This is a genomic window from Streptomyces katrae, from assembly GCF_002028425.1.
Classification (GTDB): Bacteria; Actinomycetota; Actinomycetes; order Streptomycetales; family Streptomycetaceae; genus Streptomyces; species Streptomyces katrae_A.
On record NZ_CP020042.1, the window covers coordinates 5,697,300 to 5,723,162 of the forward strand.

A 25,863-nucleotide genomic window follows, 5' to 3' on the forward strand; every position below is an offset into this window, starting at 1 on the left:
CATGATGCTGCGTTACGCCCTTCGGACCGTCCGGGACCGCAAAGCCGGCTTCCTCGGAGCCTTCGTCGCCCTCCTGTGCGCGGCGGCCCTGATCACCGCCTGCGGCACCCTCCTGGAGACCGGGCTCCGGGGCAGGATCGCCACCGAGCGGTACGCGGGCACCCCGGTCCTCGTCTCCGCCGACCAGAACGTCCACCAGAGCACGGTCAAGGAGAAGAAGGGCAAGGCCAAGACGAAGCACAAGGCCAAGCCCGTAGCCGAACGGGCCTGGCTGCCGGCCTCCGCCGTGGACACCGTCCGTTCCGTCCCCGGGGTCGACCGGGCCGTCCCCGAACTCACCTTCCAGGCCGTCCCGCTGACCGGGGCCCCGGGCACGCCGAAGCCCTCGTACGGACACGCCTGGACCTCCGCCGTGCTCACCCCCTTCACCCTGGCCGAGGGCCACGCTCCCCAGGGCGGGGACCAGGTCGTCATCGACCGGGACCTGGCCGCCCGGGCGGGCCTCGCCACCGGAGCCCGGCTCACCGTGCAGGCCACCGGCGAACCGAAGACCTACACGGTCAGCGGCGTGGCGCGCACCGCCGCCGCCGACGGCCGCCTCGGCCACCAGAACGCACTCTTCTTCTCCGACGCCGAAGCCCAGCGGCTCGCCGCCCGCGCCGGCCAGGTCTCGGCCATCGGCGTACTGCCCCGCCCCGGAGTGGACGCCGGCGCGCTCTCCGCCCGCGTCGCCCATGCCCTTCGGGCCACCACGGCCCAGGTCACCACCGGCGACGGGCGCGGCCCGGTCGAGTTCCTCGACGCGGCCGGCGCGCGGACCAGCCTGATCTCCCTGGGCGGCGCGATGGGCGGCACCTCCCTCCTCGTCGCGGTCCTCGTGGTCGCCGGCACCTTCGCCCTCTCCGTCCAGCAGCGCCACCGCGAGCTCGCCCTGCTGCGCGCCATCGCCGCCACCCCCCGGCAGCTGCGCGGCATGCTCGGCCGGGAGGCACTGCTCGTCGGCCTGGCCGCCGGGATCGCCGGCGCCCTCGCCGGACTGCCGCTGGCCGCCTGGCTGTACGGCCGTTTCGTCGCCACCGGAGCCGTCCCCGCCACCCTGGAACGCACCGCCGGGATCTTCCCGATGACCGCGGCCGTCGCGGCGAGCCTGCTCGGGGGCTGGGCCGCGGCCCGGATCACCGGGCGGCGGATCGCCCGGATCCGCCCCGCCGAGGCCCTGGCCGAAGCCGCCGTCGAGCGGCCCCGCCCCGCCTGGACCCGTACCGTGGCCGGGCTGCTCCTGCTGGCCGGCGGGGCCGTGCTGGTCGTCGTGCTCGGCTCGCTGCGCACCGAACCCGCGTCGACGCCGGTCACCTTCCTGGCCGTGGTGGTGCTGGCGGGCGCCGTGTCGCTGCTCGGCCCGCTGCTGGTGCGCGGCGCGGCCGCCTTGCTCGCCGGACCGCTGGCGCTGACCGGCCCCGGCGGCCGCCTGGCCACCGCCAACCTGCGCGGCAACGCCACCCGCATGGCGTCCGCCGTCACCCCGCTCACCCTGCTGACCGCGATGACCTGCACCGTGCTCTTCATCACCCCGACCCTGGGCGCCGCGGCCGCGACGCAGGCCCGCGAGGGGGTCCGGGCCCCCTGGGTGGTCACCGCGCAGGGACCGGGGGTCGGCCCGGAGACCGCCGAACGCCTCCGCCGCACGCCCGGAGTCACGGCCGCGACCGAGATCGTGCACACCTCTGTACGGGTCGGCCTGACGAAGTACGCGGCCCAGGGCGTCACCCCGTCCGGCCTGACCCGCACCTGGGACCCCGGGGTCACCGGCGGCAGCCTGGACGGCTTCGGCGACGGCCGGGCGGCGGTCAGCGAACTCGCCGCCGAGCAGCTGGGGCTGAAGCCGGGCAGCCCGCTGAGCCTGACACTGGGGGACGGAACCCCCGTGACGCTGACGGTCGCCGCCGTGTACGCGCGGGGGCTGGGCTTCGGCGACGTGACGCTGCCGCACGCGCTGGTGGCCGCGCACGTGGACAACCCCCTGGCGGGCAGTGTGCTGGTGGCGGCGGAGCCGGGGGTCGGCCGGGAGCGGCTGGCCGCCGCCGCGGGAGCGCCGGGGGCGGTGTCGGTGCTGTCGGCGGCGCAGGCCGACGCTGCCCGGGTGCGGCGGGCCGGGGCCGGAGCGGAGACCAACCTGCTGGCGATGGGCCTGGTCCTGGCCTTCACCGCCATCGCGGTGGTCAACACCCTGGCCATGTCCACCGCCGAACGGTTCCGGGAGTTCGGGCTGCTGCGGCTGGCGGGGGCGCAGCGGCGGCAGGTGCTGCGGATGCTGCGGGCCGAGGCGGTGGGGGTGCTGCTGCTCGGGGTGGCGCTGGGGTCGGGGATCGCGGCGGCGGTGCTGACGGCCTTCAGCGTCGGGATGACGGGGTCGGCTGCGCCGGTGGTCCTCCCGGTGGTGTGCGCGGGGGTCGTCGCAGCGGCGGCCCTCCTGGCCCTCCCGGCCGTGGCCCTCCCGGGGCGGCTGGCCCTCCGGCGCCGCCCGGTGGACGTGGCGACGTCCCAGGCCTGACCGGTCCCTGCGGGCGCGGGTGCGGCTGCCGCTGCGCGGGGCTCTCCCCGCCCCGCCCTTCCACCGTTCCCCGGGCTCCGCCCGGACCCGTTCCGTGCGCTGAGCGCCCGGTGCGCTCCATCGCCGCGCGGGCTGTCTACAGCCCCGCCGCTGGGGGTCCGGGGGCGGAGCCCCCGGGAAACGGAGAAAGGGCGGGGCGGGGAGACGGCTCCGCGCAGCGGCAACGGCCCGCAGCCGACGGCTGGGCCCCAGCCAGGACAGCGGGCCCGCCCGGCAACCAACGGGTCGGACCTCGGCCAGGGGTGCGGCCTGCGCCCGGCAGCCGACGGGCGCAGGCCGTCGCAGGGGCGCCGAGCCGTGCGGGCGACGCGTCAGGAAGGGGCCGTGGGAAGCCCCGCGGAGCGCCAGGCCTGGAAGCCTCCCGTGAGGTCCGTCGCCCGTCGGAGCCCCAGCGCGTGGAGCGACGCCACCGCCAGCGAGGACGCGTAGCCCTCGTTGCAGATCACCACCGCCCGCACATCGTGCGAGACGGCCTCCGGGAGGCGGTGGGAGCCCAGCGGGTCCAGCCGCCACTCCAGCTCGTTGCGCTCCACCACGACCGCCCCCGGGATCACCCCGTCCCGCTCGCGCAGCGCCTGGTAGCGGATGTCCACCAGCAGGGCGTCCCCGTCCAGCCACGCCTCGTACGCGGTCCGGGGGTCCACCCGGGTGTACGTCTCGCGGACCCGTTCCAGGAGCTCGTCGATGCCCACCGGGCCCGTCCCGCTCACTGCCAGTCCGCCGGGCGCTCGACGTGCTCCAGCCTGAGCACCGCGCCGCTGCGGCTGTACCGGCGGATCAGCGGCAGCGGCGGGTAGTAGGCGTGGACCGAGACCGCGTGCTCGGACTCCGACTCGTTGAGCACCTCGTGGACGTGGTGCTCGCCGAACGCCCGCCCGGTCACCGCGCCGAGGCTGCGGGTGCGGTCCACCTCCGGGGCCAGCTCCAGGGTCCGCCATCCCTCCGAGGGCAGACGCACCGTCAGGGAGTGCTCGGTGAGCCGGCCCCGCGCGGTGGCGAACGCGCCCCGCGACTCGGCGTGGTCGTGCCAGCCGGTGCCGGTGCCCGGCGGCCAGCCGATCAGCCATGCCTCGCTGCCGCCCGGGCCGTCGAGCCGGATCCAGGTCCGGCCCTCCGGGTCGAGGGGGAGCGAGTCGACGATCTCGGGGTCGGAGGCGGTGCGCAGGGCGAAGGCGAGGAGTTCCGCCGCGGTGGGGGCGGAGGAGCGGGCAGGGGCGTGCGTGGACACGGAAGCAGACATCGGGGCGTGACCGTCCTGGGGTTCGCGAAAGGGGCGCGCAGGCCCGGAAGGGCAGCGGGGCGCGCGGGAAGGGGGCGAATCAGCAGGAGGGGCGACACACGCAGCCCGCGTAGCGGAGCAGGTCCATGTGAACCCTCCGCCACAGGCGTACGTCGTTGCCGGTCATGTCGGCGAGTGAACCACGAGTGCCCGAGGGCGGTCAATCGATCACAGGAGCGGGTGTGGCGGGAGCGCCGGCCGGAGCACCCGCCCGCACGGTGTCGGCCGCCGCGTACAGCTCGGCCGGGCGGACCCCCGCGAAGGTGGCGGCGAGGTGCCCGTCGGGACGCACCAGGAGCACGGTGTGCGCCGGCGCCCCCGGGTAGGCGTCCGCCACCAGCAGTTCGGCCGGCACCGGCAGCGCGCTCACGGCCGCCGCGAGCCGGGGCATCAGCCCGGCCCCCGCCCAGTGGCGCCGGTCCCACACTCCGGTACCCGGCGCGACCAGCAGCACCAGCAGCCTCCCCCGCCCCAGCAGGTCCCGCAGCGGGACCGTGGACCCGTCGGGCGCGGACACGGGCACGTTCGCCACGGGGCCGCCCGGCTCCGTGTCGGTCGGGACCTCGCGCACCGCCACCGGCGGCGCGTACACCGGCCGGCCGCCCAGCGGGCCCCGGCCCAGGTGCCCGTCGGTCAGCAGGCCTTCGGCCGACCGCCCCGACCCCGGCAGGAGGCTGCGCAGGCCGGCTCCGCCGCGCAGCACGGGCATGGTCTGGTCGGCGGCGCGCAGCCGGGCGGCGACGGCCGTGCGCCGCTCGCCCTCGTAGCTGTCGAGCAGGGCCTCGGAGGCGCCCTGGTGCCAGTCCAGGGCCAGCTTCCAGGACAGGTTCTCCGCGTCGCGCAGCCCCTCCTCGACGCTCTGGGTGCCGAGCGCGCCCAGCAGGTGCGCGGCGTCCCCGGCGAGGAAGGCCCGGCCGTCGCGCCAGCGCCGGGCGAGGCGGTGGTGCTGGATGTGCACGCCGGTGTCGATGAGGTCGTACGGCGGGGTGCTGCCGCCGCACCACAGGGCCAGGGTGTCCCGGATCAGGGTGACGAGGGCGTCCGGGGTGACGAGGTCCCCGCGCGGCGGCAGCAGCCAGTCCAGCCGCCAGATCCCGTCGGTCAGCGGCCGGGCGGTGATCTCCTCGGGGCCGGACGGAGGGTTGCGGTGCAGCAACGCCTCGCCGGGCCAGGGCAGTTCGGCGCGCAGCGCGGCCACGGCGTGCCGCTCGACGGCGGTCCGGCCGGGGAAGCGGATGCCGAGCAGCTTGCGCACCGTGGAGCGGGCCCCGTCGCAGCCGACCAGGTGGCTGCCGCGCCACCAGGTGGTGTGCCCGCCCCGGGTCTGCACCGTGACCCCGCGCCCGTCCTGTTCCAGGGACTCCAGCTTGGTGTCGGGGGCGAGCTGGACCAGGGGGTGGGCCGTGGCGGCGGCGCGCAGGCCGCGCGTGAGGGCGTGCTGCGGGAGGTGCAGGGGGGCGGGGTGGTCCTCGAAGGTGATCCGCCGGACTTCCTGACGGCGCCTCATGGTGCGCCAGGCCGCGTACTGGGCGCCCTCGTCGCCCAGGGTGGTGCAGCCGAGCCGGTGGACCATGGCCGCGGTGTCGGAGTGCAGGACGACGCTGCGGGCGGGGCGGGGCTCGTCCTTTCCGGGCCCTTCGTCGAGCAGGACGCAGGGCACGCCGTGGCCGGCCAGGGCGAGGGACAGGGAGAGTCCGACGGGGCCCGAGCCGACGACGATCACCGGGTCCATGATGCGGCTCCCGATGTCCGGTATGTGATCACAGAACGTATGCAACCCACTGGAAGTTCCGGCGTCAAGTGACCCCGGTCCGGACAAAGCAGTGTGGTGCGGCGGAGAGTTCCGCCGCACCACACAGGCTACGCGTCGTACCGGGCTGACCGGACGTCCGCCTCTCGCGTCACGCCGCCTAGTCGGCTCCGGCTGCCAGGTCGTCGACCTCGGCCACGGCGAGTACCGCCCCGGTGCTCTTCTTCGACTTCCGCACCCGGCCCTCCATCCAGGAGGCGAAGGAGGTGAGGGCGAAGTTCACCGCGATGTAGACCAGGGCGATCACCACGAGCGTGGCGATGGTGTTGCTGTAGTTCGCCGAGATCTGCCGGTTGGCGGCGAGCAGCTCGGTCAGGCCGAGCAGCGAGCCGCCGAGCGCGGTGTCCTTGAGGATGACCACGAGCTGGCTGACCAGGGCGGGCAGCATGGCCGTGACGGCCTGCGGGATCAGGACGTAGACCATGGTCTGGCCCTTGCGCATGCCGATCGCCTTGGCGGCGTCGGTCTGGCCGCGGGGCAGGGACAGTACGCCCGCGCGGACGATCTCGGCGATGACCGCCGCGTTGTAGAGCACGAGTCCCGTGACCACTGCGTACAGCGGCCGTATGTCGGACGAGACGGCGGGGACGAACTGCACGAAGAAGGCAGAGCCGAAGATCATCAGCATCAGCACCGGGATGGCGCGGAAGAACTCGACCACCGCGCCGACCGGGATGCGCACCCAGGCGTGGTCGGAGAGCCGTCCGATGCCCAGCAGGGCACCCAGCGGCAGGGCGATCAGCATGGCGATCGCACCGGCCCGCAGGGTCTCCCCGAGTCCCGGGAGCAGATAGGTGGTCCAGACCCGGCCGTCGGTGACGAAGGGGCTCCACTTGTCGGCGTCGAGCTGGTGCTTGTCCGCCATGACGGACAGGATCCACCAGGCGGCGAGCGCGAACAGGACCAGGAAGACGGCCGTGTAGATCCAGTTGCGGACCTTGGCCTTGGGGCCGGGGACGTCGTACAGCACGGAGGTCATCGCTTCACCGCCACTCGCTTGGCCACCCAGCCCAGCAGCAGACCGGTGGGCAGGGTCAGCAGGCAGAAGCCGAGGGCGAAGATCCCGAAGACGGCGAAGAGCGCGTCCGCCTCGTTCTCGACCATTTCCTTCATCAGCAGGGCCGCTTCGGCCACGCCGATGGCCGCCGCCACCGTGGTGTTCTTGGTGAGGGCGATCAGTACGTTGGCGAGCGGTGCGATGACCGCCCGGAAGGCCTGGGGGAGCACGATCAGGGTGAGCACCTGGAAGAAGCTCAGTCCGAGCGCGCGGGCGGCCTCGGCCTGGCCCACGGGCACGGTGTTGATGCCCGAGCGCAGCGCCTCGCAGACGAAGGTGCCGGTGTAGGCGCTCAGCGCGAGGACCGCGAGGCGGAAGCCGGTCTCCTTGAACGTGCTGCCGCCCATGTTGAAGCCGAGGGTCTGGCTCAGGCCCAGCGAGCTTCCGATGATCAGCAGGGTCAGCGGCGTGTTGCGGACCAGGTTCACGTACGCGGTGCCGAAGGCCCGCATCAGCGGGACCGGGCTGACCCGCATCCCGGCCAGGACGGTGCCCCACACCAGGGAGCCCACCGCCGAGTAGAGGGTGAGCTGAACCGTCACCCAGAAGGCTCCGAGCAGGTCGTACTGCCCGGAATCAAGAAAGTCGAACACGATGCCCTGCGCTCTCCCCAGGATGGCCGGCGGGACACGCCGCCGCCCGCGGACGGGCGGGCGGCGGCGCATCCCACCGGGAAATCAGCTGCCTTCGGTGATCTGCGGGGCAGGCTCGTTCTTGTAGTTGGCCGGGCCGAGGTTCTTCTTCACGGCCGCTTCCCAGCTGCCGTCCGCGACCATCTTCTTCAGAGCGGCGTTGATCTTGGTCTGGAGCTCCTTGTCGCCCTTCTTCAGACCGATGCCGTAGTTCTCGTTGCTCATCTTCAGGCCGACGAGCTTGAACTTGCCCTTGTTCTTCTCCTGCGCGGCGTAGCCGGCGAGGATCGAGTCGTCCGTGGTCAGGGCGTCCACGCCCTTGTTCTCCAGGGCGGTGAGGCACTCGGAGTAGCCACCCTGCTGAAGCAGGTCGGCTTCGGGGGCCAGGTCCTTCTTGACGTTCTGCGCCGAGGTGGAGCCCGTGACGGAGCAGAGCTTCTTCTTGTTGAGGTCCTCGACCTTGGTGATCGAGTTGTCGTCGGCGCGGACCAGCAGGTCCTGGTGGGCCAGGAAGTACGGGCCCGCGAAGTCGACCCGGGCCTTGCGCTTGTCGTTGATCGAGTAGGTGGCGGCGATGAACTTGACGTCCCCGTTGGAGATCAGGTTCTCGCGCTCGGCGCTGATCGCCTGCTTCCACTCGATCTGGTCCGGCTGGTAGCCGAGCTCCTTGGCCACGTACGTGGCGACGTCCACGTCGAAGCCCTCGAACTTGCCGTCGGGGGTCTTCAGGCCCAGGCCGGGCTGGTCGAACTTGATGCCGATGGCGATCTTGTCCGACTTGGTGCCCCCGGAGGCGCCCGCGTCGCTCGCGCTGTCCTTGCTGCCGCTGCCACAGGCGGTCGCCGTCAGCGCGAGGACGACGGCCGTGGCCACTGCCGCGCCGGCCTTGAGAACCTTCATGGTGAACTTCCCTCAGGTGAGACGTTGTTGAACGACGAGCTGGACACGTCGTGTGCGACGGCGGGCGCCGTCGACCGGATCACTACCAGACGCGGGTGTCAGTGGTGCAGGATCTTGGACAGGAAGTCCTTGGCGCGGTCGCTCTTGGGGTTGCTGAAGAACTGCTCGGGGGCGGCCTGTTCGACGATCTTCCCGTCGGCCATGAAGACCACCCGGTTGGCCGCGGAGCGGGCGAAGCCCATCTCGTGCGTGACGACCACCATCGTCATCCCCTCGGCCGCGAGCTGCTGCATGACCTCCAGCACCTCGTTGATCATCTCCGGGTCCAGGGCCGAGGTCGGCTCGTCGAAGAGCATCACCTTCGGGTCCATCGCCAGCGCCCGCGCGATCGCCACGCGCTGCTGCTGGCCGCCGGACAGCTGCGCCGGGTACTTGTCGGCCTGAGAGCCGACGCCGACCCGGTCCAGCAGCGACTTCGCCTTCTCCACCGCCGTCGCCTGGTCGGTCTTGCGGACCTTGAGCTGACCCAGCATCACGTTCTGCAGCACCGTCTTGTGCGCGAACAGGTTGAACGACTGGAAGACCATGCCCACATCGGCGCGCAGCCGGGCCAGCTCCCGCCCCTCCGAGGGCAGTTCCTTCCCGTCGACCGTGATGGTCCCCGAGTCGATGGTCTCCAGCCGGTTGATGGTCCGGCACAGCGTCGACTTGCCCGATCCCGAAGGACCGATCACCACGACGACCTCGCCGCGGGCGATGCTCAGATCGATGTCCTGAAGCACGTGCAGCGCGCCGAAGTGCTTGTTGACGTTGCTCAGTACGACCAGGCCGTCCGCGGCACCCGCCGCGTCCTGCGTGTCCTTGGCCACTGATACTCCGCTCATCGGCTTCTTGCTCCGTCCTCCGTCGGTTGGCAGGACAGTAGTGACGCGGTGCGCACACCGTCACGACATCTGAGCGAGAATTGAGGATAACGATAGGGACTCGCCCCGATACGCTCCGTGCGCCGCGCCCGCGCGCCCGCCGTGTGCGCGTACCGGGTGCATAACGGAAGAGTCGCCGGACCGGAACCCCCTTGACGTGGGAGTCTTCATCGGCATGGATGCATGGTGGCCATCTGCCATCCGAACGGAATCCGAAGAGCGAGAGAAGGAAAGGGGGACGACGCCATGAGACTGCTGCTCGTCGAGGACGACGACCACGTCGCCGCCGCCCTGTCCGCGATCCTCGCCCGGCACGGCTTCCAGGTCACCCATGCCCGCAACGGCGAGGAGGCCCTTCAGGCGCTGCTGCCGGCCGGGGCGAAACCCTTCGGGGTGGTGCTGCTGGACCTCGGCCTGCCCGACCAGGACGGATACGAGGTCTGCGGCAAGATCCGCAAGCGCACCAGCACGCCTGTGATCATGGTGACGGCCCGCGGTGACGTCCGCTCCCGCATCCACGGCCTGAACATGGGCGCCGACGACTACGTGGTCAAGCCGTACGACACCGGCGAACTCCTCGCCCGCATCCACGCCGTCGCCCGCCGCACCGGCGGCTCCGAGGACACGACCGGCACCGACGGCCCGCCCGGCGATCCCGGTGTGGTCCGGCTCGGCCCGGTCGTCGTCGAGCTGCCCACCCGCCGCGTCACCGTGAACGGCACCGACGTCCCCCTCACCCGCAAGGAATTCGACCTCCTGGCCCTGCTCGCGCAGCGGCCCGGGGTGGTCTTCCGCCGCGAGCAGATCATCAGCGAGGTCTGGCGCACCAGCTGGGAGGGCACCGGCCGCACCCTCGAAGTGCACGTCGCCTCGCTGCGCTCCAAGCTCGCCATGCCCGCGCTCATCGAGACCGTCCGCGGGGTGGGCTACCGGCTCGTCACCCCGGCCGCGCCCTAGCGGGGCCCCGCCGTGCGCGCACGCCTGCTCCCGCTCCTCGTCATCCTGATGGCGGGCGTGCTGCTCGCCCTCGGCTTCCCGCTCGCCGTCAGCCTCGCCGCCGCCCAGCAGCAGCGGGTGGTGGTCGACCGGATCGACGACAGCGCCCGGTTCGCCGCCCTCGCCCAGTTCGTCATCGACGCCGAGGGCTCCGGCGCCACCGGCGCCGACGAGCGGCGCGACACCCTCCAGCTGGAACTCGCCCGCTACCACGAGCTGTACGGCATCCGCGTCGGCATCTTCTACCGCGACGACAACGCCATGGTCCGCGCCCCCGGCTGGTGGCAGCTGCCCGACTCCGGCGAGGCCCGGCGCTCCTTCGAGGAGGCCCTCGCCGGCCGCCGCAGCCACGACCCCGGACAGGTCTGGCCCTGGCAGGTCAACGGCAGACTCCTCGTCGTCTCCCCGGTCGTCCTCGACGGAGACGTGGTCGCCGTCGTCGCCACCGAATCACCCACCGACCAGATGCGCGCCCGGATCCTGCACGGCTGGCTGCTCATCGCCGCCGGGCTCGCCGCCGCCATGCTGGCCGCGTTCGGCGCCGCACTGCGGCTGACCGGCTGGGTGCTGAGGCCCGTCCGGACCCTGGACGCCGCCGCCCACGGCATCGCCACCGGACGCATGAACTCCCGCGTCGCCGCCGCGAGCGGCCCCCCGGAACTCAGACGCCTGGCCCGCTCGTTCAACGAGATGGCCGACAACGTCGAAGAGGTACTGGAGCAGCAGCGGGCGTTCGTCGCGGACGCCTCCCACCAGCTGCGCAACCCGCTCGCCGCGCTGCTCCTGCGCATCGAGCTCCTCGCCCTCGAACTCCCCGAGGGCAACGAGGAGATCGCCTCCGTGCGCACCGAGGGCAAACGCCTGGCCCAGGTCCTCGACGACCTCCTCGACCTGGCACTGGCCGAACACGCCTCCGCCGAGATCAGCCTCACGGACATCGGTGCCCTCGCCGCCGAACGGGTGGCCTCCTGGCGGCCGTACGCCGAGGAGAAGGGCGTACGGCTCCGCGAGACGGGCCGCTCCGCCGTCACCGGCTGGGCCGACCCCATCGCCCTGTCCAGCGCGCTCGACGCCGTCATCGACAACGCCCTGAAGTTCACCCCGGCGGGTGAGGAGGTCGAGGTCTCCGTCTCCGCCGAGGGCTCCAGCGCCCTCGTGGTCGTCGCCGACCGGGGGCCCGGCCTGACCGAGGACGAACTGCTGCGCGTTGGCGACCGCTTCTGGCGCAGCGGCCGCCACCAGAACGTCAAGGGGTCCGGACTGGGCCTGTCGATCTCCCGCGCCCTGCTCGCCACCGGCGGCGGCACCCTCTCCTACGCCAAGAACCCGCCGCACGGCCTGCGCGTGACGGTGGCCGTGCCGCGCACCGGCCCGGACGCAGGCTGAGCCCCCGCCGCCGCGTCACCACCGGAATGCGGCGCGGGCCGGGGCCGAGACCGCGTACGTCTCGTCCACCGCCCGCAGCTCCAGGGCGGCCGCCCGCTCCCGCCCGGCGCGGACCAGGCGGGGCAGATACAGGGCGGTGCCACAGGTGCCGGCCAGGAAGCGCCGGGTGCCGTCGGGCAGTCGCCGGTACAGCTCGTAGTGCCGGACCGGCCCGGCCGCCCGGCCCCAGGACAGCCGGAGCTCGGCCTCCGCACCCCGCCGGGCCGAGGCGTCGACCCCGAGGCGGGAGGGCGGGGCCGGGTGCCGGGCGGCGGTGGTGTCGCGTACCGACAGGGCTCCGAGCCGCCAGGACACCGGCTTCGTCCCCCGCGCGGTGATCCGTACGGCAAGGGCGTACGCCGTCTCCCCGGCCAGCGCCGCGAGGGGGATCCGGGAGGTCCGCCAGCCGGCGCCGGCCGTGCCGGCCCGCAGCCAGGTGTACGGGACGGGCTCGCCCGGGGCGGCCGGCGGGCGGAGCGCGACCCCGAGCTCGATGCCGAGCGGGTCCGGGCCGCCCGTGTGGACGAGCTCGGCGACCGTGGCGGGGGTCAGCGGCAGCCGGACGGCGTGCAGGCCCACGGCGGCGGGGGCGGTGAGGGCGCCCGCCACGAGCAGGCTGGAGCCGCCGCGCCAGGCGTCCGCGAAGTCCAGGGAGACGTCCGGGCGTTCGCCCACGGTGTCCACCACCCAGCGGCGGCCCGGGAGCCGGTCCTGGAGCCCCAGGTGGTTCCAGGGCTCCTCCGAGACGGCCCGGCCCCCCTCGTACCAGCGCAGCCCGTGCCCCGTGTTGAAGGAGCAGGCGAACGGGAGCTCGGCGACGGTGGACCGGTCGGCGACGGCCGTCGCGGGCGCCCGCCAGACCGCACCGGGCGCGGGCCGCGCCGGATCCAGGGACTCGCCCGTCCAGAACCGGTCGTCGGCCCGGTGGAAGGCGCCGGGGGAGCGGTCCGCCAGGTGGTTGCGGGTCCATTCGGGCCGGTAGAGGCCGAGGCTGACGACGTGATCGCGGCCGCGCGGCACGATCGCGTCCCAGCGCACCTCGGAGTCCCAGCCGCGGGACTCCACGTCCACCGCGGCCCACAGCTCGTGACGGGAGCGGCCCAGCCGCTCGGCGAGGGAGGCGGAGGAGACCAGGGAACCGGGCGTCCAGCGGAAGTCCACGAACATCGTGTCCGCGACCCGGCCCGCCCGGTCCTCGAAGAACTCCTGGTTGAGCGCGTCCAGCGCCCCCCGCCAGCCCACCGCGCCCGTGCTGTTCATGGCGTCGTACCAGGTGATGCGCAGCCCGCTGGGCTCCCCGGCGGCCCGCAGGGCGCGCAGGAACTCCCGCATCCGCCCGGCCAGGGCGCTGTCGCCGCCGTCCGTCTCGGCGTTGACGAACCAGCCGTCGAACCCGTACGCCACCGCCACCTCGGCCAGCTTCTCCGCGAGCGGGAAGCGGCCGTCGGCCTCGCGCCGGACCAGGTCCCGGGTCCAGCGCAGGTCGCCGCCGTAGGCGACGGGCGGCAGGAAGACGTTGCCCAGGACCCGCACCCCGTTGCGGTGGGCCGCGTCGACCACGGGCGCGTTCGGGGCGAGGATCAGCCCCTCGCCGGCCGAACCGCCCCAGAACACCAGCTCGTCGAGGTACGCCCAGTGCGTCAGTGCGTAGAAGTCGGCGGTCGCCGAGCCCTGGGAGGGGTTCCGGGCGGTGGGTCCGAAGGAGACGAGGGTGGTGATCCGGGCCTGTCCCGTCCGGGCATCCGGGTTCGCCGGGACCGGGGTGAACCGTGGGGCCAGCGGGACGCTCGCGGTGTTGTGCGCCAGGTCCGGATCGGAGTGCGGGCTCCACTCCTTGAGGGAGCGCCAGACGATCCCCGGGCCGGGCGTCCCCCCGGGGAGGGAATCGGGGAACCAGTAGGAGGCGTACGGGGCCAGGCCGCCGGGCTCCGTCACGGGGGCGGCCCCGGCGGGGGCCGGGGAGGAGGCGAGCAGGGCGGCGGCACCGGCCCCGGCGCCCAGGGCCAGGACGGTGCGGCGCGCCGGCCGTAAGGGGGCGGCGCTACGAGGACCGGCGCCGTTGCCGGGTTCGGACATGCGGGGGCTCCTCGGGGCAGGGGTGGTCGGGGCGGTTGGGGCGCACGGGGCGCACGGGGCGGCCGGGATCGCCGGGATGGTCGGGGGCGGGCGGGCGGTTCAGACGGGTGCCGGGCGGGTCAGGTCATGACGTCCTGCACCCGGAGCACCTCCGTGATGCCGCGGGCCGCCAGCCGCTCCGCGTCCTGCGCCTGCTCCGCCCGCACCACCGCCGGACGCACCCCCTTCGCCGCCAGGACCGCCCAGGCCTCGAAGAAGGCCCCGCCCGGGGCGCAGACCGACCGCCCCGACCCGGTGTCCAGGGCCAGGGCGGTGGACCGTACGGGCGGGCGGTGCTCCCGCCCCCGCCAGGCCCCGGCGATCCGGGCGACCACCGCCCCGGCGGGCTTGGTCCGGCCGTCGTTGGTCAGCAGGCCCAGCCCGTACTCCAGCTCGGGGAAGTCCGCCAGCTCCCGGGACACGTCGTGCGAGCACCACCAGGTGACCCCCCACAGACCGGGGCAGTCCAGCGCGGCCGCCAGGGTGGCCTCGGTGAACTCCGCCGCGTGCTCGGGCGGGACCAGCGGCGCGGGCGCCCCGACCTCCTGGAGCCACACCGGGCGGCCCGGGTCCTCGGCCCAGGCCTTGGACAGCTCGATCAGGTACGCGGCGTGCTGCTCGGTGGCCGTCCCGGCGCGCCCGTGGCGCTGCGCGGTGCCGTTGAACACCCACGCGTGCACGGCGGTCGCCGCGCCCAGCCGGGCCGCCTGGGCAGGCGTGAAGGGGTGCCCGTCCCGGAACCACACGGCGTCGTACTCGGCGTGCAGGTGGAACCGGCCGGGCGCGCCCTCCTCGCAGGCGGCCAGCATCCGCTCCAGCCAGCGCTCCGCCTGGGCGGCGGTGATCCGGTCGGGGTCGGGGTGGGGCGCGTCGGAGAACTGGTTGACCTCGTTCCCGACCGTCATCCCCAGGAAGTTCGGCCGGCCGGCGAGGGCCCCGGCCAGGGTGCGCAGGTACTCCTCCTGCGCGGCCACCACGTCGGGATCGGTGAAGATCCCGCGCCGGTGCCAGGTCGCGGTCCAGGCGGGCAGGAAGTCGAAGCTGGACAGGTGCCCCTGGAGGCCGTCCACGTGCACGTCGAGGCCGCGTTCGGCGGCCGCTTCGGCGAGCGCCACGAGCTGTTCGACGGCGCGCGGCCGGATCAGGGTCCGGTTCGGCTGGAAGAGCGGCCACAGCGGGAAGACCCGCACGTGGTCCAGGCCGAGCGCGGCGACCGAGTCCAGGTCGGCCCGCACCTCGTCGGCGTCGAAGTCCAGCCAGTGGTGGAACCAGCCCCGGGCGGGGGTGTAGTTCACGCCGAAGCGCAGGGTGCGGGGGTGGGCGGCGCGGTCCATGAGGGGTCCCGGAGTTCAGGGGGGAATTCGCCGGACGCCCACAAACTGCCGGGCCGGTCCACGGGAAGTCAACAGGGCCTCGGGAGGCCGCCGTCCGAATTCCGGCGAGCGGGGTACTTATGCGCTTCAGCCGTTCTGGCAGCAGGGCGGCGGGCAGGAACGGTCCCCGGAGCTAATGCGGTTTAGTACGGGCGCGCGTACCGGTGCCGGCGGTGAAAGGGGCAGGGGAATTCAGGCCGTGCCGGAGGCCGCCGGGGGCGGCCGCCGGTGCGGACCACCGGGGCCGGATCGCGTACGGTCCGGCCAACGAGTCCACGTCGACCACGTCACCGAGGGATGAGGCAGGCACGGCCATGGCCCGCAGACCCACCATCAAGGACATCGCCCGCCAGGCCGGGGTGTCGGAGAGCGCCGTCTCCTTCGCACTGAACGGCAAGCCGGGCGTCTCCGAGGACACCCGCGCCCGGATCCGCGGGGTCGCACAGGAGCTCGGCTGGCAGCCCAACAGCGCCGCCCGGGCCCTGTCCGGCGAACGCTCCGGCGCCGTCGGGCTGGTCCTGGCCCGTCCCGCGCACACCCTCGGCGCCGAGTCCTTCTTCCTGCGGCTCGTGTCCGGCATCCAGGAGGTGCTGTCGGCCGCCGGGACCGCCCTGCTCTTCCAGGTGGTGGAGGACGTCGAGGCCGAGTGCGCGGTCTACCGGCGGTGGTGGGCCGAGCGGCGGGTGGACGGGGTCCTCGTCGTCGACCCCCGCACCCGCGACCCGCGGCCCGCCCTCCTGACCGGGCTGGGGCTCCCGGCGGTCGTGATAGGGGGCGGCGCTGGAACGCCCCCGGACGCCTGGGACCCGGAGGGCGCCGGGGGCCCCGGGACCCCGCCCCCGTCGACCGCGGCACTGCCCGGCGCGGCGGCCGGGGCTGCGGGGTCCGCCAGGGCTGCCGGGTCCGCGTCTGTCGGGTCTGGGTCCGCCAGGTCCGCCGGGTCCCGGGCCGCCGGGTCGGGGTCTGGGGCCGCCGGGTCGGGGCCTGTCGGGGCTGCCGTGAGCGCTGGGTCCGCCGGGTCCGCCGTTCCCGTGGCGGACGGCGGGGCGTGGGCGGGGGCGGGCGTAGGGACGGGCGGCGGGGCTGCCGGGCTCTCGGCCGTGCGGGCCGACGACGCGCGGGCCATGACCGAGGTCCTGGAGCACCTCCACGCCCTCGGCCACCGCCGCATCGTCCACATCGCAGGCCTGCCCGGACTCGCCCACACCGCCCGCCGGGTGGCCGCGCTGCGCGCCGAGGCCGACCGGCTCGGGCTGCCGCCCGGCCGGGTGCGCTCGGTGCCCACGGACTACTCCGACACCGAGGGCGCCGCCGCCACCCGACGGGTCCTCGCGGAGCCGGAGCCGCCGACCGCACTGGTCTACGACAACGACGTGATGGCGGTGGCGGGCAGCGCGGTCGCCGCCGGACTGGGCATCCCCGTGCCCGGCCGGCTCTCCATCGTCGCCTGGGACGACTCGGCCCTCTGCCGGGTCACCCACCCCCCGCTGACCGCCCTGGTCCGCGACACCGCCGGATTCGGCCGGCTCGCCGCCGAGGAACTGCTCCACGTCCTGGCCGGCGGCCCGCCCCGGGTCCGCGAGAGCGAGCTGCCCCGGCTGGAACCCCGCGGGAGTACCGCCCCGCCCCCGGCCGCATACTGAAATCCGGCCCCTCTCCAGGAGTTCAGGAGCGCCCCCGTGACCACCCCCACCTCAGCCTTCCCCCTGCCGCGCGCGGCCGCGGCGGCGTCCGCCGCGGCCGAAGCCACCGGTCCGACCGTGGCCGTCGACATCGGGGGGACGAAGATCGCCGGGGCGCTGGTCCACCCCGACGGCACGATGACCGCGGCCACCCGCCGCCCGACCCCGCGCGGGACGGACCCGGAGGCGGTCATGGCGGCGGTCACCGAGGTGGTCGCGGACCTGTCCGCGGACCCGCTGTGGGAGCGGGCCGTCCGCTGCGGCATCGGCAGCGCGGGCCCGGTCGACACCTCGCGGGGCACCGTCAGCCCGGTCAACATCGAGGCCTGGCGCGGTTTCCCCGTCCAGGAGCGGGTCGCCGCCGAACTGGGCGCCCGCGGGGCCCGGATCCCGGTCGTTTTGGCCGGCGACGGGGTGGCCATGACGGCGGCGGAGCACTGGCTCGGCGCCGCCCGGGGGCATGCGAACGCCCTGTGCATGGTGGTCTCCACCGGGGTCGGGGGCGGGCTGATCCTCGACAACCAGCTCCACGCCGGACCCACCGGCAACGCCGGCCACATCGGCCACATCAGCGTCGCGTTCGACGGCGAGCCGTGCGTCTGCGGCGGGCGCGGCTGCGTCGAATCCCTCGCCTCCGGCACCGCCATCGCCCGCTGGGCCCTCGACCAGGGCTGGACCGGCCCCGACCCGACGGCTGCGGGCGTGGCCGCCTCCGCCGCGGCGGGCGACCCGGTCGCACTGGCCGCCTTCGACCGCGCCGGGCGCGCCCTGGCCGCCGCCATCGCGGCCACCGCCACCCTGGTCGAGACCGACATCGCGGTGATCGGCGGCGGGGTCGCCGCCAGCGGGGACACCCTCTTCGGGCCGGTCCGGCGCCACCTGGCCTCGTACGCCACCCTGTCCTTCGTCGCGGACCTCCGGGTCGTCCCCGCCGCCCTCGGCACCGACGCCGGGCTCATCGGGGCGGCGGCCGCCGCGAGGATGCTGGCGCCGGCCGGCTGACGGGGCGGGGGCTACGGCTTGACGGAGCGGTAGTACCGCCGCGCCCCCTCGTGGAGGTCCAGCGGGTCGGTGTAGATCGCCGTCCGCAGGTCCACCAGCTGCGCCGCGTGCACCTCGTGCCCGATCCGGTCCCGGCTCTGGATCACCGTCTGGGTGAACTGCTCCGTCAGCCGGGCGTTCGTGCCCTCCTTGGTGACCAGCAGGTTCGGGACGGCCAGCGTGGCCACCGAAGAGGTGTTGCGGGCCCGCGCGTACGCGTCCTGCGGCATCACCGCCGCGCGGTAGTACCGCGCCGGGCTGCCGCTCGCCTGGAGCTGCTCCACGAGGTCGCCCAGCTGGACGAGCCGGATGTCGAAACGCTCCGACAGCTCGCGCACCGCGTTCGTCGGCAGGCCGCCCGACCAGAAGAAGGCGTCGATCCGCCCTGCCTGCAGTTCCGCCGGCATGGTGTCGATGCCGATCGCTACGGGGGTGATGTCGTGGAGCGGGTCCAGCTTGGCCGCCCGCAGCAGCCGGTCCGCGATCAGCCGGACCCCGGAGCCGTCCTGCCCGACCGCGACACGCTTTCCCCGCAGGTCGCGGGCCGACTGCACCGGCGACCCGGCGGGCACCACCAGCTGGACGTAGTCGTCGTACAGCCGGGCGCAGCCGCGCAGCTGCTCCGCGCCCGGCTTGCCGTCGGCCCGGTACTGGCCGACCGCGTCGGCCGTCGCGATGGTGAAGTCCGCCTCGCCGGACGCCACCCGCTGGAGGTTCTGCTGCGAGCCCTCACTGGTCTCCAGCCGCACCTTGACCCCGGGCATGTCCTGCGCGAGCGCCTGCTCCAGCAGCTGCCCGTAGCGGTGGTAGACGCCGGTGCGGACACCCGTGCTGAAGGTGAGCTTCCCGGTGAGCGCGGGCTCCCCGAAGGGGCGCAGCCACCACAGCAGCACCCCGAGCACGGCCAGCACGGCAACCAGCCCCACGAGGAGGCGGCGCGCGCTGACACGGGGTGGTACGAGGGGCATGCCCGCGATCCTCCCACCCGCCCCACCGTCCTGTCACGACGCGCCCCCACCCCGCCCCACCGCACCCCCGCCCAGGGCGCCCGGCCCCGCCCCGCCCCACCGCACCCCGACCAGGCCGCCCGGCCCCGCCCCGCCCCATCGCACCCCGACCAGGCCGCCCGGCCCCCGCCTCCGAGGCGCCGGGGCCCCCCTGGCCCGGGTCCGCTCCCGGGCCCGGGCTCTCGGCCCCCGCCTCCGAGGCGCCGGGGCCGGCGGAGTCGGTGGGCGTCGGGCCTACCCGCGAGGGCCCGGTTCCGGGGGCAGGGCCGTCCGGAGGCGGGCCAGCAGGGCGCGGGCCGCCGGGCCGGACGGGCCGTCGATGCGCCAGGCCAGCGCCACCCGGCCGCTCAGCTCCGGCTCCGTGATCCGCAGCACCCGCACCCCAGGGCCCGCCTGCGCGTGCGCCCCGTCCGGGATCACCGCCACACCCAGCCCCCGCGCCGCCAGCCGGGCCAGTACCGCGGGCGCGGCCGCCTCGAAGTCCACCCGGGGCGTGAAACCCGCCTCCGCACAGGCCCGCTCCAGCACCCCGCGCATCCCCGTCCCGCGCGGCAGGCCGATCAGCGGCCGCCCCCGCAGCGCGGCCAGCGGAATCGTTCCGTCCACGGCCTCCCCGACGAGGGGGTCACCGGCCCGTACCGCCGCCACCAGCGGCTCGTCGAGCAGGAGCCGCGCGGTGATCCCCTGCGGCGGCTCCCCGGCCAGCCCGACCACCGCAAGGTCCAGCCGCCCCTCCCGCAGCGCGCCCAGCATCCGCTCCGAGGTGTCCTCGGTCAGCGACATCTCCACCCGCGGGTACGCGTCGTGGAAGTCGCCGAGCAGTGCCACCAGGTCCAACGAGCCCATCGCCGCCCCGGCCGCCCCCGGTATCAGCCCCAGCGCCACCCGGCCCCGCAGCAGCCCGGAGAACTCGTCGGCCGTCCGCCGGACCCCCTCCACCGCCGCCAGCGCCGCCCGCGCGTGGACCAGTACCGCCTCGCCCGCCTCCGTCGGCGTCACCCGCCGCCCCGACCGGTCCAGCAGCCGCTGCCCCAGCTCCCGCTCCAGCTGCCCGACCTGCGCGCTCACCCCCGGCTGGGACACGTGCAGCCGCCCCGCGGCCCGGGTGAAGCCGCCCTCCTCCACGACCGCCACGAAGTACCTCAGCTGAGCAAGTTCCATGACCGGTGATGCTAGAGCGCGGGGCCGCCCCGCTCCCGGCCTCCCGTACGGGGGACGGGGGGCTCCCCGGCACCGCCTACCCTTGTTCCATGACCAGCAGCAGCGACCGGAGCCCGGCAGTGGTGGACCCCAAGGGAACTTACGAGGTGCGCACCTACGGGTGCCAGATGAACGTGCACGACTCCGAGCGACTCTCCGGTCTGCTGGAGGACGCCGGCTACGTCCGGGCCCCCGAGGGCTCCGACGGGGACGCCGACGTGGTCGTCTTCAACACCTGCGCGGTGCGCGAGAACGCCGACAACAAGCTCTACGGCAACCTCGGCCGGCTCGCCCCGATGAAGACCAAGCGCCCCGGCATGCAGATCGCCGTCGGCGGCTGCCTCGCCCAGAAGGACCGCGACACCATCGTCAAGAAGGCCCCCTGGGTCGACGTGGTCTTCGGCACGCACAACATCGGCAAGCTGCCCGTCCTCCTTGAGCGCGCCCGCGTCCAGGAGGAGGCCCAGATCGAGATCGCCGAGTCGCTGGAGGCCTTCCCCTCCACCCTGCCGACCCGCCGCGAGTCCGCGTACGCCGCCTGGGTCTCCATCTCCGTCGGCTGCAACAACACCTGCACCTTCTGCATCGTCCCGGCGCTGCGCGGCAAGGAGGAGGACCGCCGTCCCGGCGACATCCTCGCCGAGGTGGAGGCTCTGGTCGCCGAGGGCGTCTCGGAGATCACCCTGCTCGGCCAGAACGTCAACGCCTACGGCAGCGACCTCGGCGACCGCGAGGCCTTCAGCAAGCTGCTGCGCGCCTGCGGGCAGATCGAGGGCCTGGAGCGGGTCCGCTTCACCTCCCCGCACCCGAAGGACTTCACCGACGACGTCATCGCCGCCATGGCCGAGACCCCGAACGTGATGCCCCAGCTGCACATGCCGCTCCAGTCCGGCTCCGACCCGGTCCTGCGGGCGATGCGCCGGTCCTACCGGCAGGAGCGATTCCTCGGGATCATCGAGAAGGTCCGTGCCGCCATCCCGCACGCCGCGATCTCCACCGACATCATCGTGGGCTTCCCCGGCGAGACGGAGGAGGACTTCCAGCAGACCATGCACGTGGTCCGCGAGGCCCGCTTCGCCAGCGCCTTCACCTTCCAGTACTCCAAGCGCCCCGGCACCCCGGCCGCCGAGATGGAGGGGCAGATCCCCAAGGAGGTCGTCCAGGACCGCTACATGCGCCTGGTCGCCCTCCAGGAGGAGATCTCCTGGGAGGAGAACAAGAAGCAGGTCGGCCGCACCCTGGAGGTCATGGTCGCCGAGGGCGAGGGCCGCAAGGACGGCGCCACCGCCCGCCTGTCGGGCCGTGCCCCCGACAACCGCCTGGTCCACTTCACCAAGCCGGACGAGGAGGTCCGCCCCGGCGACGTGGTGACTGTGGAGATCACCTACGCGGCCCCGCACCACCTGCTGGCCGAGGGCGCGGTCACCGCCGTGCGCCGCACCCGCGCCGGCGACGCCTGGGAGAAGCGCAACGCGGCCCCGGCCCAGCCCCAGGGCGTCATGCTCGGCATCCCGACCCTCGGCGTCCCGGCCCCGCTGCCGGCGGCCACCACGGGCTGCGCGATCGACTGACCCGGGACCCACCCGGGACCCGCGGGACCCCTGGGGCCCCACCCGTGCGCCTTACCGGCACCGGCGCGGCGCCCCGCGGGGCGCCGCGCCGGGACCTCTGGCCCGATCGGCGGGACAGCGCCTAGGCTGCGGATCATGCTCGTAGCCGCCGCCGTCTGCCCCGCCCCGCCGCTCCTCGTGCCGGAGGTCGCCGCGGGCGCCGCCGCCGAACTCGACGACGCCCGTACCGCCTGCTCCGACGCGCTCGCCGTGCTGGCCGCCTCCCGGCCCGACGTGCTGGTCGTGGTCGGCTCCTGCGACGCCGACCACCAGGGGCCGTATCCGCAGGGCTCCCGCGGCTCCTTCCACGGCTTCGGCGCCGACATCGAGGTCCGGCTCGGCGAGGGCGAGGAGGGGCCGCGCCTGCTGCCGGCCTCCCTGGCCGTCGGCGCCTGGCTGCTGGGCCGCGCGCGCTGGGGCGCCGCCCCCGTCGAGGGGATCGGGGTCGCCGCCTCGCTGGAGGCCGCGCGCTGCCTGGAGACGGGCCGTGAGCTCGCCGCGGCCGACGAGCGGGTCGCGCTGCTGGTCATGGGCGACGGCAGCGCCTGCCGCACGCTCAAGGCCCCGGGCTACCTCGACGACCGCGCCGCCGCCTTCGACGCCGCCGCGGGCCGGGCCCTGGGCTCCGCCGACACCGACGTGCTGGCCGCGCTGGACCCCGTGCTCGCCGCCGAGCTCCAGGCGGCCGGGCGGGCGCCGTGGCAGGTGCTCGCGGGCGCCGCCGAAGGCGCGGGCCTGGGCGGACGGCTGCTGTACGAGGACGCCCCCTACGGGGTCGGCTACTTCGTGGCCGCCTGGTCCTGACCGGGGGCGCACCGTACGGCGAAGGGGCGCGGGACCCTCGGTCCCACGCCCCTTGATCCTGCCGGCGCCCCTCGGGGCGGCCCGCCTCAGGAAGCCGCCGGCGGCGTCGGCCCGCCAGGGGCGTCCTTGTGCGCGACCTTGCCCAGGGCGTCCTTCGCCTTGTCCGTACCGGTCGTGATCCGGTCGCTGTACTTGCCATGGGTCTTGGAGTCCACGACCTTGGCGACCTTGTCCAGGCCCTCGCCGATCCTGCCCTCGTGCTTCTGCGCGAGGTCGCCGACCTTCTCCTTGGCCGGAGCGAGCTTGGCCTTCAGATTGTCGAGCAGGCCCATGGGTCACCTTCCTGGGGTCCCCCCGGACCGAGCCCGGGGGAGCGGTGGCTACGTACGGGCGCCCTCGCCGGCCTCGCTGTCCGCGGCCACCTCCGCCGACTGCTGCTTGGGAATCTCCACGGCGGCCTCCGCCGCGGGAGCCCCGGCCGCAGCCGCCTCGTCCTCCCCGGCACCGTCGGCCGGCTCGGTCGCCGCGGCCGGCGTCTCCGCCGCGGCGGCCTCGGCCGCGACCTCCTCGGTCACTGCCTCGTCCTTACGGCGAAAAATCCGGTCAAAAACGCCCATGTCTACTCCCATAACGTTACTCGTGCGGGTGAAGTTCCGCTGTGGCCGGACCGGCCTCCACCGGATGTGCGCCAGGCGCACGCCGGGCCGGAACCTCTTCAGGGCAACGACCCCGGCCACACCCCGTCACCTCACCCGATCGGGTACATGCCGCGGGGTTTGCGAGACTGTTCCGGTGAGGAATGCAGCCCCCGCCCCGCGGGTCATCGCCGTCGTCGGTCCCACCGCGGCCGGAAAGTCCGACCTGGGCGTCGCCCTGGCCCGCCACTTCGACGGGGAGGTCGTCAACGCCGACTCCATGCAGCTCTACCGGGGGATGGACATCGGCACCGCCAAGCTGACGATGGACGAGCGCGGCGGCGTTCCCCACCACCTCCTCGACATCTGGGACGTCACCGAGACCGCCAGCGTCGCCGAGTACCAGCGCCTCGCCCGCGCCGAGATCGACAAGCTCCTCGCCCAGGGCCGCACCCCGGTCCTCGTCGGCGGATCCGGGCTCTACGTCCGCGGCGCCCTCGACGCCATGGAGTTCCCCGGCACCGACCCCGAGGTCCGCGCCCGGCTGGAGGAGGAGGCCACCCTGCGCGGCCCCGGCGCCCTGCACGCCCGCCTCGCCGCCGCCGACCCGGCCGCGGCCGCCGCGATCCTGCCCAGCAACTCCCGCCGCATCGTCCGGGCCCTCGAAGTGATCGAGATCACCGGCAAGCCCTTCACCGCCAACCTCCCCGGCCACGAGTCCGTCTACGACACCGTCCAGATCGGCGTCGACGTGGCCCGCCCCGAGCTCGACGAGCGCATCGCGACGCGCGTCGACCGCATGTGGGAGGCCGGACTGGTCGACGAGGTCCGCGCCCTGGAGGCGCAGGGCCTGCGCGAGGGCATCACCGCCTCCCGCGCCCTGGGCTACCAGCAGGTGCTGGCCGCCCTCGCCGGCGAGTGCACCGAGGACGAGGCCAGGGCGGAGACCGTACGGGCCACCAAGCGCTTCGCCCGCCGCCAGGACTCCTGGTTCCGCCGCGACCCCCGCGTCCACTGGCTCAGCGGAGCAGCCGCCGACCGCGGGGAACTCCCCGGACTCGCGCAGTCGTTGGTCGAACGAGCGGTCACAGCCTGATCACGTGATGGCATCGGGAAGCTCCGTGCGCCCGTCGCAGGCCCCCGACCGTGCCATCATCAAACTTCTGAACAGTGGCGTGCGGAGTCCGAAGTGGGGAGGGCGCGTGGCTATGGAGGCCGGCCCTCGGCGAGACACCGGGCGGGACGACACCGAGCGGGAAACGGACGTACCCCTGTCCGCCCTCCCGGCGGTGACCGGCGAGCCCGCGGGCCCCGGCGCGCCGGGAGCCCCCGGCGGCCCGGACGGCCCCGACGGACTCGGCCTGCCCGCCGACCCCGCCCGGCTGACCACCGACGGCCCCGAAGCGCCCGAGCCCGGCAGCGAGACCGCCGACGCCCCCGCCGTCGAGGTCGAGCTGCGCCCCCAGCGCCGGCTGCGCATCTGGCAGATCGCCCCCATCGTGATGCTGGCCGCCGCCGGCTCCCTGATGTTCGCCTTCCCCCTCGCCTTCGAGTTCGGCGACGGCGGAGCGGTCGTCGCCATGCTCGGCTTCCTCATCAGCTCCTGCGCGGGCGGCTGGGGCATGATGGCCGCGCGCCGCGTCGGCTACTCCTGGCCGGGGCTCCCGCCCCGGGGCAGCGGCCGCCGCCCCGACTGGCGGATCGCCGGGCTGTACGCGCTGGTCGCGCTGGCCGTCGTCGCACTGGCCGTCTACCGGGTGGCGCGCCTGCGCTGACCAGCGCCGACACCGTGCTGACGGCGGCCTGACCGGAGGCCGAGCCCACCAGCCGGGGCCGTGCCCCGCTCGGTACCATGGGCTCGTGACGCACACCACCCTCCCCTTCCTCAAGGGCCACGGGACCGAGAACGACTTCGTGATCGTCCCCGACCCGGACAACGCCGTCGACCTGCCGCCCACCGCCGTCGCAGCCCTGTGCGACCGCCGGGCCGGCATCGGGGCGGACGGTGTGCTGCATGTGGTGCGCTCCGCCGCCCACCCCGAGGCCGCGCACCTGGCCGACGAGGCCGAGTGGTTCATGGACTACCGCAACAGCGACGGCTCCGTCGCCGAGATGTGCGGCAACGGCGTGCGCGTCTTCGCCCGCTACCTCCACCACGCCGGCCACGTCGAGCCCGGCGACTTCGCGGTGGCCACCCGCGGCGGGGTCAAGCAGGTCCACCTCGCCAAGACCGGCGACGTCACCGTCTCCATGGGCCGCGCCAGGCTCCCCGAGGGCGAGGTCACCGTCTCCGTCGGCGAACGCTCCTGGCCCGCGCGCAACGTGAACATGGGGAACCCGCACGCGGTGGCGTTCGTTGAAAGCCTCGACCACGCCGGCGACCTGTACAGCCCCCCGCCCTTCAGCCCGGCCTCCGCCTACCCCACCGGGGTCAATGTCGAGTTCGTCGTCGACCGCGGCCCGCGGCACGTCGCCATGCGCGTCCACGAGCGCGGCTCCGGCGAGACCCGCTCCTGCGGGACCGGCGCCTGCGCCGTCGCCGTGGCCGCCATCCGGCGCGACGAAGCCGACCCCGCCGTCACCGGTGAGCCCGTCTCGTACACCGTCGACCTGCCCGGCGGTACCCTCGTCATCACCGAACACCCCGACGGTCGCATCGACATGACCGGTCCGGCCGTCATCGTGGCCGCCGGCGAGTTCGAAGCGGACTGGCTCAGGGAAACTGCCTTCGCCTGAAGATTCCCTCTCTTGGGTGATCCGTTT

At 74.6% G+C, this 25,863-nt stretch carries 24 protein-coding genes; 10 read left to right on the forward strand and 14 right to left on the reverse strand.

Going from position 1 to position 25,863, the window contains the following annotated elements; translation table 11 throughout:
- Position 1: 1 nt before the first annotated feature.
- Complete coding sequence (locus B4U46_RS26105) at positions 2-2,551, forward strand: ABC transporter permease (RefSeq protein WP_079430094.1); 2,550 nt, start codon at positions 2-4, stop codon at positions 2,549-2,551.
- A gap of 371 nt (positions 2,552-2,922) precedes the next feature.
- On the opposite strand, the gene B4U46_RS26110 is transcribed toward B4U46_RS26105, so the two are convergent.
- From B4U46_RS26110 to B4U46_RS26140, 8 genes are all read right to left on the reverse strand, one after another.
- Positions 2,923-3,321 (reverse strand): rhodanese-like domain-containing protein, encoded by a 399-nt coding sequence (locus tag B4U46_RS26110; protein ID WP_079430095.1) that lies wholly within the window; start codon positions 3,319-3,321, stop codon positions 2,923-2,925.
- Positions 3,318-3,851, reverse strand: coding sequence for a cysteine dioxygenase (locus tag B4U46_RS26115; RefSeq protein ID WP_079430096.1), 534 nt, complete (start codon positions 3,849-3,851; stop codon positions 3,318-3,320). The genes B4U46_RS26110 and B4U46_RS26115 overlap by 4 nt, the downstream gene beginning before the upstream one ends.
- 79 nt (positions 3,852-3,930) lie before the next feature.
- Entirely contained in the window at positions 3,931-4,017 is an 87-nt protein-coding gene (locus B4U46_RS40695) for a putative leader peptide (protein ID WP_311318651.1), read from the reverse strand.
- 33 nt (positions 4,018-4,050) lie between these two features.
- Entirely contained in the window at positions 4,051-5,622 is a 1,572-nt protein-coding gene (locus B4U46_RS26120; RefSeq protein WP_079430097.1) for an FAD-dependent monooxygenase, read from the reverse strand.
- Positions 5,623-5,800: 178 nt separating this feature from the next.
- Positions 5,801-6,679, reverse strand: coding sequence for an amino acid ABC transporter permease (locus B4U46_RS26125; protein WP_079430098.1), 879 nt, complete (start codon positions 6,677-6,679; stop codon positions 5,801-5,803).
- A complete protein-coding gene (locus B4U46_RS26130; protein ID WP_079430099.1) occupies positions 6,676-7,350 on the reverse strand; it encodes an amino acid ABC transporter permease in 675 nt (224 codons plus the stop codon). Before B4U46_RS26130 ends, B4U46_RS26125 begins: the two co-directional genes overlap by 4 nt.
- Positions 7,351-7,434: 84 nt before the next feature.
- Positions 7,435-8,289 (reverse strand): glutamate ABC transporter substrate-binding protein, encoded by an 855-nt coding sequence (locus B4U46_RS26135; RefSeq protein WP_079430100.1) that lies wholly within the window; start codon positions 8,287-8,289, stop codon positions 7,435-7,437.
- Positions 8,290-8,387: 98 nt separating this feature from the next.
- The gene (locus B4U46_RS26140) at positions 8,388-9,173 is read right to left on the reverse strand and encodes an amino acid ABC transporter ATP-binding protein (RefSeq protein ID WP_079430101.1); all 786 of its coding nucleotides are present in this window, start codon (positions 9,171-9,173) and stop codon (positions 8,388-8,390) included.
- Positions 9,174-9,458: 285 nt separating this feature from the next.
- Here B4U46_RS26140 and B4U46_RS26145 point away from each other — a divergent pair, with 285 nt between their 5' ends.
- Positions 9,459-10,169, forward strand: coding sequence for a response regulator transcription factor (locus B4U46_RS26145; RefSeq protein WP_079430102.1), 711 nt, complete (start codon positions 9,459-9,461; stop codon positions 10,167-10,169).
- A gap of 12 nt (positions 10,170-10,181) precedes the next feature.
- Positions 10,182-11,594, forward strand: coding sequence for a sensor histidine kinase (locus tag B4U46_RS26150; protein WP_079430103.1), 1,413 nt, complete (start codon positions 10,182-10,184; stop codon positions 11,592-11,594).
- A gap of 15 nt (positions 11,595-11,609) precedes the next feature.
- Here B4U46_RS26150 and B4U46_RS26155 read toward each other — a convergent pair whose 3' ends face one another.
- Both B4U46_RS26155 and B4U46_RS26160 read right to left on the reverse strand, forming a co-directional pair.
- Positions 11,610-13,709: an endo-beta-N-acetylglucosaminidase gene (locus B4U46_RS26155; RefSeq protein ID WP_079430104.1), complete on the reverse strand. Its 2,100-nt coding sequence runs from the start codon at positions 13,707-13,709 to the stop codon at positions 11,610-11,612.
- Positions 13,710-13,828: 119 nt separating this feature from the next.
- Positions 13,829-15,082, reverse strand: coding sequence for a glycoside hydrolase 5 family protein (locus tag B4U46_RS26160; protein ID WP_079430105.1), 1,254 nt, complete (start codon positions 15,080-15,082; stop codon positions 13,829-13,831).
- 353 nt (positions 15,083-15,435) lie between these two features.
- Here B4U46_RS26160 and B4U46_RS39285 point away from each other — a divergent pair, with 353 nt between their 5' ends.
- Entirely contained in the window at positions 15,436-16,764 is a 1,329-nt protein-coding gene (locus B4U46_RS39285) for a LacI family DNA-binding transcriptional regulator (protein ID WP_079430106.1), read from the forward strand.
- 63 nt (positions 16,765-16,827) lie between these two features.
- The gene (locus B4U46_RS26170) at positions 16,828-17,805 is read left to right on the forward strand and encodes an ROK family protein (protein ID WP_398898902.1); all 978 of its coding nucleotides are present in this window, start codon (positions 16,828-16,830) and stop codon (positions 17,803-17,805) included.
- Positions 17,806-17,816: 11 nt separating this feature from the next.
- Here B4U46_RS26170 and B4U46_RS26175 read toward each other — a convergent pair whose 3' ends face one another.
- Positions 17,817-18,812, reverse strand: coding sequence for a TAXI family TRAP transporter solute-binding subunit (locus B4U46_RS26175; protein WP_079430107.1), 996 nt, complete (start codon positions 18,810-18,812; stop codon positions 17,817-17,819).
- 273 nt (positions 18,813-19,085) lie between these two features.
- Positions 19,086-20,012 (reverse strand): LysR family transcriptional regulator, encoded by a 927-nt coding sequence (locus B4U46_RS26180; protein WP_079430108.1) that lies wholly within the window; start codon positions 20,010-20,012, stop codon positions 19,086-19,088.
- 89 nt (positions 20,013-20,101) lie between these two features.
- On the opposite strand from B4U46_RS26180, the gene miaB reads away from it, so the two are divergent.
- Both miaB and B4U46_RS26190 read left to right on the forward strand, forming a co-directional pair.
- A complete protein-coding gene (gene miaB / locus B4U46_RS26185; RefSeq protein ID WP_079430109.1) occupies positions 20,102-21,622 on the forward strand; it encodes a tRNA (N6-isopentenyl adenosine(37)-C2)-methylthiotransferase MiaB in 1,521 nt (506 codons plus the stop codon).
- Between the two features lie 135 nt (positions 21,623-21,757).
- Positions 21,758-22,465, forward strand: coding sequence for a class III extradiol dioxygenase subunit B-like domain-containing protein (locus B4U46_RS26190; protein ID WP_079430110.1), 708 nt, complete (start codon positions 21,758-21,760; stop codon positions 22,463-22,465).
- 86 nt (positions 22,466-22,551) lie between these two features.
- Here B4U46_RS26190 and B4U46_RS26195 read toward each other — a convergent pair whose 3' ends face one another.
- Together B4U46_RS26195 and B4U46_RS26200 are read right to left on the reverse strand one after the other, a co-directional pair.
- Complete coding sequence (locus B4U46_RS26195; RefSeq protein WP_079430111.1) at positions 22,552-22,797, reverse strand: antitoxin; 246 nt, start codon at positions 22,795-22,797, stop codon at positions 22,552-22,554.
- Between the two features lie 48 nt (positions 22,798-22,845).
- Entirely contained in the window at positions 22,846-23,040 is a 195-nt protein-coding gene (locus tag B4U46_RS26200) for a gliding motility protein (protein WP_398898811.1), read from the reverse strand.
- 217 nt (positions 23,041-23,257) lie between these two features.
- Between B4U46_RS26200 and miaA the strand changes: the two genes are divergently transcribed.
- The 3 genes from miaA to dapF all read left to right on the forward strand — a co-directional run bounded on the left by miaA (position 23,258) and on the right by dapF (position 25,836).
- Positions 23,258-24,196: a tRNA (adenosine(37)-N6)-dimethylallyltransferase MiaA gene (gene miaA / locus B4U46_RS26205; RefSeq protein WP_079430112.1), complete on the forward strand. Its 939-nt coding sequence runs from the start codon at positions 23,258-23,260 to the stop codon at positions 24,194-24,196.
- 112 nt (positions 24,197-24,308) lie between these two features.
- Complete coding sequence (locus tag B4U46_RS26210) at positions 24,309-24,875, forward strand: hypothetical protein (protein WP_079430113.1); 567 nt, start codon at positions 24,309-24,311, stop codon at positions 24,873-24,875.
- Positions 24,876-24,960: 85 nt separating this feature from the next.
- On the forward strand, positions 24,961-25,836 hold the full coding sequence (dapF, locus tag B4U46_RS26215; RefSeq protein WP_079430114.1) for a diaminopimelate epimerase: 876 nt from the start codon (positions 24,961-24,963) through the stop codon (positions 25,834-25,836).
- Positions 25,837-25,863: the final 27 nt, after the last annotated feature.

Excerpts from the sequence above, each read along its gene's own strand:
- B4U46_RS26105 (WP_079430094.1), top strand. The coding sequence starts at position 2 with ATGATGCTGCGTTACGCCCTTCGGACCGTCCGGGACCGCAAAGCCGGC.
- B4U46_RS26115 (WP_079430096.1), bottom strand. The coding sequence starts at position 3,851 with ATGTCTGCTTCCGTGTCCACGCACGCCCCTGCCCGCTCCTCCGCCCCC.
- B4U46_RS40695 (WP_311318651.1), bottom strand. The coding sequence starts at position 4,017 with ATGACCGGCAACGACGTACGCCTGTGGCGGAGGGTTCACATGGACCTG.
- B4U46_RS26120 (WP_079430097.1), bottom strand. The coding sequence starts at position 5,622 with ATGGACCCGGTGATCGTCGTCGGCTCGGGCCCCGTCGGACTCTCCCTG.
- B4U46_RS26125 (WP_079430098.1), bottom strand. The coding sequence starts at position 6,679 with ATGACCTCCGTGCTGTACGACGTCCCCGGCCCCAAGGCCAAGGTCCGC.
- B4U46_RS26135 (WP_079430100.1), bottom strand. The coding sequence starts at position 8,289 with ATGAAGGTTCTCAAGGCCGGCGCGGCAGTGGCCACGGCCGTCGTCCTC.
- B4U46_RS26140 (WP_079430101.1), bottom strand. The coding sequence starts at position 9,173 with ATGAGCGGAGTATCAGTGGCCAAGGACACGCAGGACGCGGCGGGTGCC.
- B4U46_RS26145 (WP_079430102.1), top strand. The coding sequence starts at position 9,459 with ATGAGACTGCTGCTCGTCGAGGACGACGACCACGTCGCCGCCGCCCTG.
- B4U46_RS26155 (WP_079430104.1), bottom strand. The coding sequence starts at position 13,709 with ATGTCCGAACCCGGCAACGGCGCCGGTCCTCGTAGCGCCGCCCCCTTA.
- B4U46_RS26160 (WP_079430105.1), bottom strand. The coding sequence starts at position 15,082 with ATGGACCGCGCCGCCCACCCCCGCACCCTGCGCTTCGGCGTGAACTAC.
- B4U46_RS39285 (WP_079430106.1), top strand. The coding sequence starts at position 15,436 with ATGGCCCGCAGACCCACCATCAAGGACATCGCCCGCCAGGCCGGGGTG.
- B4U46_RS26175 (WP_079430107.1), bottom strand. The coding sequence starts at position 18,812 with ATGCCCCTCGTACCACCCCGTGTCAGCGCGCGCCGCCTCCTCGTGGGG.
- B4U46_RS26180 (WP_079430108.1), bottom strand. The coding sequence starts at position 20,012 with ATGGAACTTGCTCAGCTGAGGTACTTCGTGGCGGTCGTGGAGGAGGGC.
- miaB (WP_079430109.1), top strand. The coding sequence starts at position 20,102 with ATGACCAGCAGCAGCGACCGGAGCCCGGCAGTGGTGGACCCCAAGGGA.
- B4U46_RS26190 (WP_079430110.1), top strand. The coding sequence starts at position 21,758 with ATGCTCGTAGCCGCCGCCGTCTGCCCCGCCCCGCCGCTCCTCGTGCCG.
- B4U46_RS26195 (WP_079430111.1), bottom strand. The coding sequence starts at position 22,797 with ATGGGCCTGCTCGACAATCTGAAGGCCAAGCTCGCTCCGGCCAAGGAG.
- B4U46_RS26210 (WP_079430113.1), top strand. The coding sequence starts at position 24,309 with ATGGAGGCCGGCCCTCGGCGAGACACCGGGCGGGACGACACCGAGCGG.